Source organism: Streptomyces sp. NPDC090994 (assembly GCF_044768905.1).
Lineage (GTDB): Bacteria > Actinomycetota > Actinomycetes > Streptomycetales > Streptomycetaceae > Streptomyces.
The window spans coordinates 44,647-51,811 of sequence record NZ_JBIVWS010000037.1 but is presented as its reverse complement, the minus strand read 5'-3'; the positions used below and the strand labels follow the sequence as shown (position 1 = coordinate 51,811).

The 7,165-nt window shown below is 72.9% G+C and carries 8 protein-coding genes and 1 pseudogene; all 9 read right to left on the bottom strand.

Annotated elements, in window-relative coordinates; translation table 11 throughout:
• Window positions 1-142 (bottom strand): annotated as a pseudogene (locus tag ACIQR3_RS36725) (sulfate adenylyltransferase small subunit); the annotation flags it as partial.
• A complete protein-coding gene (cysC, locus tag ACIQR3_RS36720; protein ID WP_215171899.1) occupies window positions 139-675 on the bottom strand; it encodes an adenylyl-sulfate kinase in 537 nt (178 codons plus the stop codon). The pseudogene ACIQR3_RS36725 and the gene cysC, both read right to left, overlap by 4 nt.
• Before the next feature lie 23 nt (window positions 676-698).
• Window positions 699-1,409 (bottom strand): phosphoadenylyl-sulfate reductase, encoded by a 711-nt coding sequence (locus tag ACIQR3_RS36715; RefSeq protein ID WP_403545708.1) that lies wholly within the window; start codon window positions 1,407-1,409, stop codon window positions 699-701.
• On the bottom strand, window positions 1,406-1,585 hold the full coding sequence (locus ACIQR3_RS36710; RefSeq protein ID WP_403545706.1) for a hypothetical protein: 180 nt from the start codon (window positions 1,583-1,585) through the stop codon (window positions 1,406-1,408). The genes ACIQR3_RS36715 and ACIQR3_RS36710 overlap by 4 nt, the downstream gene beginning before the upstream one ends.
• On the bottom strand, window positions 1,582-3,279 hold the full coding sequence (locus ACIQR3_RS36705) for a nitrite/sulfite reductase (protein ID WP_403545704.1): 1,698 nt from the start codon (window positions 3,277-3,279) through the stop codon (window positions 1,582-1,584). Before ACIQR3_RS36705 ends, ACIQR3_RS36710 begins: the two co-directional genes overlap by 4 nt.
• 126 nt (window positions 3,280-3,405) lie before the next feature.
• Window positions 3,406-3,489 (bottom strand): putative leader peptide, encoded by an 84-nt coding sequence (locus tag ACIQR3_RS36700; protein WP_310887545.1) that lies wholly within the window; start codon window positions 3,487-3,489, stop codon window positions 3,406-3,408.
• A 127-nt stretch (window positions 3,490-3,616) separates the two neighbouring features.
• A complete protein-coding gene (locus tag ACIQR3_RS36695) occupies window positions 3,617-4,189 on the bottom strand; it encodes a GNAT family N-acetyltransferase (protein WP_403545703.1) in 573 nt (190 codons plus the stop codon).
• A 47-nt stretch (window positions 4,190-4,236) separates the two neighbouring features.
• Complete coding sequence (locus ACIQR3_RS36690; RefSeq protein ID WP_403545701.1) at window positions 4,237-5,544, bottom strand: hypothetical protein; 1,308 nt, start codon at window positions 5,542-5,544, stop codon at window positions 4,237-4,239.
• Between the two features lie 303 nt (window positions 5,545-5,847).
• Window positions 5,848-7,122, bottom strand: coding sequence for a GAF domain-containing protein (locus tag ACIQR3_RS36685; RefSeq protein WP_403545699.1), 1,275 nt, complete (start codon window positions 7,120-7,122; stop codon window positions 5,848-5,850).
• Window positions 7,123-7,165 lie beyond the last annotated feature (43 nt).

The following is a 7,165-nucleotide window of genomic DNA, read 5'->3' as shown; positions in this document are numbered from 1 at the left end:
CGGAGAAGAGGATCACCGGCCGTTCGAACTCGCCCGCGACCTCGCGGAAGATGTGCACCGCCTCGGACTCCAGCGCGTCCAGGTGCGAGAGGGCGTACGGGCTGTCCGTGCCCTCCTCGGCGGTCGCGACGGTCGTCGTCATGCCAGTCCCCTTTCGCTGAGCAGGGCGTGCACCGCCGCCGCGGACTCCTGCACGGTCTGGTCCTGCGACTCGATGCGCAGATCGGGAGCGACGGGCTCCTCGTACGGGTCGTCGACCCCGGTCAGCCCGGTCAGCTCACCCGCCGCCTGCTTGGCGTACAGCCCCTTCACGTCCCGCTCGCTGCACACCTCGACCGGGGTCGCGACGTGCACCTCCAGGTACGCGGTGCCGTTCTCCTGATGGCGCTTGCGCACCGCGTCGCGGCTGTCCGCGTACGGGGCGATGACCGGGACGAGGGCCAGGACGCCGTTGCGGGCGAGCAGCTCGGCGACGAAGCCGATGCGCTGCACGTTGGTGTGCCGGTCCTCGCGGCTGAAGCCGAGGCCCGCCGAGATGAACTCGCGGATCTCGTCGCCGTCGAGCACCTCGACGCCGTGGCCCTCGGCGCGCAGCCGGCCGGCCAGTTCGTGGGCGATGGTGGTCTTGCCGGCGCTCGGCAGACCCGTGAGCCAGACGGTGGCTCCGGTCGTCACTGGGGACTCCTCCATGATCGTGGTCATCCGTGCAGCCCGCACTCGGTCTTCGCGCGGCCCGCCCAGCGGCCGGCGCGCGCGTCCTCGCCCTCCAGCACCCGGCGGGTGCAGGGGGCGCAGCCGACGGAGGCGTAGCCGTCCATCAGCAGGGGGTTGGTGAGGACGCCGTGCTCGGCGACATAGGCGTCCACGTCGTCCTGGGTCCAGCGGGCGATGGGGGAGACCTTGACCTTCCGCCGCTTCTCGTCCCAGCCGACGACCGGGGTGCCGGCCCGGGTCGGGGACTCGTCGCGGCGCAGCCCCGTCGCCCAGGCCACGTAGTTCGTCAGGCCCTCTTCCAGCGGCTTGACCTTGCGCAGGGCGCAGCACAGGTCGGGGTCGCGGTCGTGCAGCTTCGGGCCGTACTCGGCGTCCTGCTCGGCGACGGTCTGCCGGGGCGTGAGGGTGATGACGTTGACGTCCATCACCGCCTCCACCGCGTCCCGGGTCCCGATCGTCTCGGGGAAGTGGTAGCCGGTGTCGAGGAACACCACGTCGACGCCGGGCATCGCGCGGGAGGCGAGGTGGGCGACCACCGCGTCCTCCATGGAGGAGGTCACACAGAACCGCTTGCCGAACGTGTCCACGGCCCACTGGAGGATCTCCAGCGCGGAGGCGTCCTCCAGCTCGCGGCCCGCCCGCTCGGCGAGCGCCTTGAGATCCTCGGCCGTACGCTCTTCCTGTATCGCCGTCATATCGCTTCCCCTCCCGAGGGGTCGGGCCGAAGCCCCCGGGCCAGCAGCCCGAGGAACTTCAGCTGGAAGGCGCGGTTGCACGCCGCGCATTCCCAGGCGCCGTGGCCTTCTTCGTGGGGCCGAAGGTCCTCGTCGCCGCAGTAAGGGCAGTAGAAGGGAGCGGCGCGCTCGCTCATTTCAGGGCCTCCTCGGAGGCACGCGCCGCCCAGGTGGCGAACCGCTCGCCGGCTTCCCGCTCGGCCTGGTAGCGCTTGAGCACGCGCTCGATGTAGTCGGGCAGCTCGTCCGAGGTGACCTTCAGGCCGCGCACCTTGCGGCCGAAGCCGGGCTCCAGACCGAGGGCGCCGCCCAGGTGGACCTGGTAGCCCTCGACCTGCTCGCCCGCGTCGTTGACGACGAGCTGCCCCTTGAGACCGATGTCCGCCACCTGGATACGGGCGCAGGCGTTGGGACAGCCGTTGAGGTTGATGGTGAGCGGCTCGTCGAACTCGGGCAGGCGGCGCTCCAGTTCGTCGATGAGCTGGGAGCCGCGCGCCTTGGTCTCGACGATGGCCAGCTTGCAGAACTCGATGCCGGTGCAGGCCATGGTGCCGCGCCGGAACGTGGACGGCCGGGCGGTCAGGTCCAGCGCCTCCAGCGACTCGACCAGCGACTCGACCTGCCCCTCCTCGACATCGAGGACGATCATCTTCTGCTCGACGGTGGTGCGCACCCGGCCCGAGCCGTGCGCCTCCGCCACGTCCGCGATCTTGGTCAGGGTGGTGCCGTCGACCCGGCCGACGCGCGGCGCGAAGCCGACGTAGTAGCGGCCGTCCTTCTGCCGGTGCACCCCGATGTGGTCGCGCCAGCGGGCCACCGGCTCGTCCGGCGCGGGACCGTCGGTCAGCTTCCGCTTCAGGTACTCGTCCTCCAGCACCTGCCGGAACTTCTCCGGGCCCCAGTCGGCGACCAGGAACTTCAGCCGGGCGCGGTTGCGCAGCCGCCGGTAGCCGTAGTCGCGGAAGATCGAGATGACGCCCTCGTAGACGTCGGGCACGTCCTTGATCGGCACCCAGGCGTTCAGCCGCACGCCCAGCTTGGGGTTGGTGGACAGACCGCCGCCGACCCACAGGTCGAAGCCCGGGCCGTGCTCGGGGTGGCGGACGCCGACGAACGCCACGTCGTTGATCTCGTGCACTACGTCCAGGACCGGCGAGCCGGAGATCGCGGTCTTGAACTTCCGGGGAAGGTTCGAGTACGCCGGGTTGCCCAGGACCCGGCGCTTCATCTCCTCCAGGGCCGGCGTCCCGTCGATGATCTCGTCCTCGGCGATGCCCGCGACGGGGGAGCCGATCATCACGCGGGGCGTGTCGCCGCACGCGGTGACCGTGGACAGGCCGACGCCCTCCAGCCGCTCCCATATCGCCGGCACGTCCTCGATCCGGATCCAGTGGTACTGGACGTTCTGCCGGTCGGTGATGTCGGCCGTGCCGCGGGCGAACTCCTGCGAGATCTCGCCGATCACGCGGAGCTGCTGAGTCGTGAGCGCACCGCCGTCGATGCGGACGCGCAGCATGAAGTACTCGTCGTCCAGCTCCTCCGGCTCCAGGACGGCCGTCTTGCCGCCGTCGATGCCGGGGCGGCGCTGGGTGTACAGCCCCCACCAGCGCATCCGGCCGCGCAGATCGTTGGGGTCGATCGAGTCGAAGCCCCGCTTGGAGTAGACCGTCTCAATCCGTGTCCGGACATTGAGACCGTCGTCGTCCTTCTTGAACTGTTCGTTGCCGTTGAGCGGGGTGAAGTGACCCGCGGCCCACTGACCCTCACCGCGGTGACGGCTCACCTTGCGGCGGGGAGTCGTGGCGGCAGGCTCGGGCGGGGTGGCGGCCATCGTGGACACGTCCTTCAGACAGGCGGAATACGGCACTGACCTGCGCGGCGGGCGCATGGGCATACGGGCGCGACGTCGCGCGGGGAATTCAGGCGAAGGGAGAGACCGGTGCTGCTGGGGTAGCTCTCAGCGCGCCGGACAGATGGCGCTGGACATGCGGCCGAGGTCGACGTGGCGTCGACTCACCAAGGCAATTCCAGTTCCAGGCATGACGGAAGCGTGGCACGGCGTTCTGGACACAGTCCAGCTTCATCCGAAATGTGGACACCATTGTCTCGTACAGTGAGACAATGGTGTTGTTGGTCACATGGGCCGGTTCCGGCCGTTTCGACGCAGGTCAGGAGGGGAAAGCGCCGGGCCACGGCCCCGGGGAGGACACCTCGGCCTCCTCCTCGACCTTGGTGTCGAACAGCCGGAAGCCCCGCCGCTGGTAGTTGTCCATCGCGTGCTCGCCGTCCTTGCTGCACGTGTGCAGCCACACCCGCTTGGTCGGCGGCAGCCCCGGCCGGCGCTCGGCGAGGTCCCAGGCGCGGGCGGTGGCGTACGACAGCAGGTACCCGCCGATACGGCGGCCCCGGAAGGCCGGGATCAGGCCGAAGTACTCGATCTCCACCGTGCCGTCGTCCCCGGCGGCCAGTTCCGCGTACCCGGCGGGCGTGCCGCTCTCGTAGGCGACCCAGGTCTCCACGCCCGGCCGGGCCAGGTGCTCCTGCCAGCGCGCGTACGTCCACTCCAGCCGGTCGGTCCAGCGGACGTCACCGCCCACCGCCGTGTAGAGGAAGCGGCTGAACTCGGGGGAGGGCACCTCGGCGCGGACGACACGGACGTCCCCCTCCGGGGCGTCGGACGGGAGCAGGTCGGACGGCGCCGTCTGCTCCAGGGACCAGGTGGTCACGGGGATGGTGGTCATGCCGGTCAGAAAATCATCCGGCGGGGGCCGCTGTCGACGGCGGCCGGCTACCCCAGTGCGCCGTCGACCGCGTCCAGGGGCAGCGCGAACAGGGTCCGGCCCGACTGCGACCACACCTCGCCGGTGCGGGGCGAGTACGCAAGCGAGCCCGGCTCACCGCTCCAGCACAGGTGCGAGCGGTCGGCGCCGCACTCGGTGGCCCGGGCTCCGTCCAGGTCCGTCCGCCACAGCGTGCCGCGCCCGTCCGGGCTGCCGGCGGTGCCGCCCAGGTACCACTCGGTGCGGTCGGTGCCGGCCGCGCGGTGGGACAGCACGCCGCGGATGCCGCGCGCCCCGGTCTCGTACACCTCGCGCGCCCCGGCCCGGCCGGTGGGGTCGGTGGCGGGCAGGCCGGTGCGGCCGGGTTCGGTGCTGAGGGAGTAGCGCCACAGCCGGGAGGGGCGGTCGTCGTCCACGGGCACGGACTCGCCCGCGACGAGACTGTCGGGTGTGGTGCCCCGGTCCAGGGACAGGACGTCGGGGCGGCCCGCGCCGGGGCTGTCGTCCGCCTCGTAGGAGGCGACGGCGGGCAGTACGTAGCGGTGGCCGCCGGCCGACCAGCCGCCGGTCACCCGGCCGACGGTGCCGGTGTCGGCGGTGGTCCGCTGGATGCGGTCCAGGTCGTAGGCGTAGAGCGCGTTGCGGTCCCCGGCGCCGGCGGTGACCAGCAGCTTGTCCCGGTACCAGACCATGCCGGAGACGGGCGAGGCCAGCGGCCGGTAGTCCCGGCCGCCGTCGACCGGGAGGACCAGCAGGACCGAGGTGTAGCGCGGCCGGCCGGTGCCGTCGGCGTCGACGAAGGAGACCCGGGTCATGCGGCGCCCGGTGGCCGTGTCGTCGCGGGACCAGGCCGACAGGATGACCTGGTCGGCGCCCCAGTGCCCGGCGTCGTCCGCGCCGGCCGAGGTGGTCACGGCGCCCGGGGACCAGCCGCTGGTGTCGGCGTCGTCCCAGCAGTAGGCGCGGGAGGCCGCGGGGGCTATCGGCAGGGACTCGCGCTCGGCCTCCGAACAGTCGTCCGTGGGGCGCAGGGTGCGGTCGGCGGAGGCCAGGACGGTACGGACGTCCACCGGGGAGCCCATCGACGCGGACAGCCGGCCCAGCCAGCGGCGGGGCACCTGGCGCTCGGTCAGCCCGAGCCGGGTGGCGTCGGCGGACGCCGTGAGCCGCTTCAGCCCGCCGGGGCCGTCGGCGACCTCGGCCTGTGAAGCGCTGATCATCGTGGCGGCGGCCGTCAGCGCCAGGGCGGCGCCGGTCAGGGTCGCGCGCAGTGCTCTGTTCCGCCTGCGCCGGCGGTGTCTGCCGCGATGCGTCATGAAACCTCCACAGGCAGCGGACCAACTACGCCCGATGAGTCGATCGTTGACTCTACGGCAGACGGGCTCTTCCGTGGACGCGGGTCCCGTAAAAGAGTGGAAGAAACCCCACTCGTACCCCTGGTGCCCACCATTCGGTCACACTCGCCCGCGGGCGGGCGCTGCTCGCGGTCCGCGGCCGGCGCCGCCGAACGGGACTGCGCGCGCACCCGGGTGGGTCGTACCGCCACCACCGGCACGGACGGGCCACGCCGCCGCCACGCCGTCGGCGCCGGGTCCACGGCCGGGCCGGCGCCGTCCCCGTCAGCGGACCGTCGCCGCGCGGCGGTGCTCCGCCACCGCCGGGGCCGTCGAGTGGGGCAGCAGGTCGCGGGGGTCGTCGGGGAGGAGGACCTCCACCTCGGCGTCGTCGCAGAAACGATACGGCCGATGGGCCAGCAGGCCCCCGAGGTAGCGCCGGACGCGGGACAGTTCGGCCCGGACGGTCACCGTGCGGGCCGGGTCGCCGAACATGTCCTCGGCCAGGCCCGCGGCGCTGCGGCCGCGGCGGTGGACGGCGAGCAGGTAGAGCAGTTCGGCGTGCCGGGGGCTCAGTTCGTGGATCCAGGAGCCCGTGTCGCTCCGTACCCGCATCGACCAGCGCCGCGGCTGTCCGAGGTCCAGCACGATCCGGGTGGCCTCCCGCGGCGCCGGTTCCTCGACGGTCCGCACCAGCCAGCCGTCGGCCAGCGGCTCCACCGCGCACGCCCCGAGCGACGGCAGGGACAGCACCCCCGCCGACACGGACTTCGGCAGGGCGACCCGCTCCGTGTACGGCACCCCGGTCACCGCGGCGGTCCACCCGTCCCGGTCCACCACCAGGGCCCGCCCGTCGATCCGGGCGAGCACCGGCGCCGCCACCGCGCGCAGCCGTTCCAGCGACCGTACGTGCAGCTCGCGCAGCCGGGCCTCGGCGAGCTTGGCCACCGCGCCGACCCAGGCGAGGGTCGCCGGATGCATCGTCGCCAGCGGCCCGCTGACGTCGACCACCCCGAGCAGCCGCCCGTCGCGCGGGTCGGTGATGGGCGCCCCGGCGCACGTCCAGGTGGCGTGCGAGCGGACGAAGTGCTCGGCGGCGAAGACCTGTACGGGCCGCCGGACGACCGCCGGGGTGCCGATGCCGTTGGTCCCGACCACGTCCTCCCGCCAGTCCGCGCCGAGTTCGAACCCGAGTCCGTCGGCCTTGCGCAGCACCTGCGGACTGCCCTCCCGCCACAGCACCCGGCCCTCGTCGTCCGCGACCACCATGATGTGGTGGGCGACGTCCACGGCGGACAGGAGCCCTTCGCGCAGCACCGGCAGCACGTGCCGCAGCGCCGACGCCTCCCGCCGCCGTTCCACCTCCTCGCGGGAGAGCAGCCCGGCCCGGACGTCGTGGTCCGGGTCGACCCCGCTGCGCAGCAGCCGCTCCCAGGACCGCTCGATCACCGGCCGCGGAGCCGCCGGGGCCCGCCCGCCGGCGAGCCGGGCGGAACGGACCGCGTCCAGCATCCGTGCCGCGTGCGTCACGTCCACGGCCGCCACCTGCGTCACGTCCATCGGCGAGAGCGTCACCGGCCTGAGTCCCCCCTCCGTGAGATGG